The sequence below is a fragment of the Microcoleus sp. S36a_B3 genome (genome assembly GCF_036700745.1).
Classification (GTDB): domain Bacteria; phylum Cyanobacteriota; class Cyanobacteriia; order Cyanobacteriales; family Microcoleaceae; genus Microcoleus.
In genome coordinates, this window is the sequence record NZ_JAUBPN010000074.1 from 1 (window position 1) to 1,055 (window position 1,055).

The window sequence follows — 1,055 nt, forward strand, 5'->3', positions numbered from 1 at the left end:
ATGACAATCGCAGTCGGACGCGCCCAGACCGAAAGAGGCATCTTTGATGTACTCGACGACTGGCTCAAGCGCGATCGCTTCGTCTTCGTAGGCTGGTCTGGGATTCTGCTATTTCCCTGCGCCTACCTATCCATCGGTGGCTGGCTAACCGGCACCACCTTCGTCACATCCTGGTACACCCACGGTTTGGCAAGCTCCTACCTCGAAGGAGCCAACTTCATCACCGTCGCAGTATCCACCCCAGCCAACAGCCTCGGACACTCCCTGCTGTTCTTGTGGGGCCCGGAAGCACAGTGGGACCTAACCCGCTGGTTCCAACTCGGCGGGTTGTGGACCTTCGTCGCCCTCCACGGTGCCTTCGCTTTGATCGGGTTTTGCCTGCGTCAACTCGAAATCGCCCGTTTAGTCGGCATCCGTCCCTACAACGCCCTGGCATTCACCGGCCCGATTGCCGTGTTTGTGTCGGTGTTCCTGCTTTACCCCTTGGGTCAATCAGGTTGGTTCTTCGCCCCTAGTTTCGGCGTAGCAGCAATTTTCCGCTTTTTGCTATTCCTGCAAGGCTTCCACAACTGGACGCTCAACCCCTTCCACATGATGGGCGTAGCAGGTATCTTGGGCGGCGCGCTGCTGTGCGCTATCCACGGTGCAACTGTAGAAAACACCTTGTTTGAAGATGGCGAAGGTGCAAACACCTTCCGCGCCTTCAACCCAACTCAGTCAGAAGAAACCTACTCGATGGTGACAGCTAACCGCTTCTGGAGCCAAATCTTCGGAATTGCCTTCTCCAACAAGCGTTGGTTGCACTTCTTCATGCTGTTCGTACCTGTCACAGGCTTGTGGATGAGCTCCATTGGCATCGTTGGTTTAGCATTAAACCTGCGCGCCTATGACTTCGTTTCTCAAGAATTGCGCGCGGCTGAAGATCCTGAGTTTGAAACGTTCTACACTAAGAACATTCTGCTTAACGAAGGTATTCGTGCTTGGATGTCTCCGATCGACCAACCTCACGAAAACTTCATGTTCCCAGAAGAAGTTCTTCCTCGCGGTAACGCACT

Annotated in this window: 1 protein-coding gene; it reads left to right on the forward strand. The window is 54.4% G+C overall.

What is annotated here, in order from left to right; translation table 11 throughout:
* Positions 1–1,055, forward strand: a 1,055-nt coding sequence (psbD, locus tag QUA01_RS27255) for a photosystem II D2 protein (photosystem q(a) protein) (protein WP_333093636.1), incomplete at its 3' end; no start/stop codon positions are given.